The sequence below is a fragment of the Mesorhizobium sp. M8A.F.Ca.ET.207.01.1.1 genome (assembly GCF_004794715.1).
Classification (GTDB): Bacteria; Pseudomonadota; Alphaproteobacteria; order Rhizobiales; family Rhizobiaceae; genus Mesorhizobium.
The window spans coordinates 1-303 of the sequence record NZ_SRUS01000470.1 but is presented as its reverse complement, the minus strand read 5'-3'; the positions used below and the strand labels follow the sequence as shown (position 1 = coordinate 303).

The following is a 303-nucleotide window of genomic DNA, read 5'->3' as shown; positions in this document are numbered from 1 at the left end:
CGCTTGTGCTGGCCATCAAGTTCTTCGGCGTGGTGGTCCTCGGCAACATCGTCGCGTTGCTCTTGCTTCTGGTGCCTGGCATCAACATTGCCGCCTTCTTCGTCGTTAACGGCTACCTGCTTGGCCGGGAATTCTTCGAATTCGCCGCCATGCGGTTTCGCCCCGAGGCCGAGGCCAAGGCGCTGCGCCGCAAACATGCCGGCACGGTGTTCCTGGCCGGATTGGTCATCGCGGTGTTCCTCGCCGTGCCGCTGCTCAACCTTCTGACGCCGCTTTTCGCGGCCGCCATGATGGTTCATCTGC

1 protein-coding gene is annotated in these 303 nt (G+C 62.4%); it reads left to right on the top strand.

The window, feature by feature from the left end:
* A partial coding sequence (locus EN850_RS35410; protein WP_189591351.1) for an EI24 domain-containing protein occupies positions 1-303 on the top strand: 303 nt, incomplete at both ends.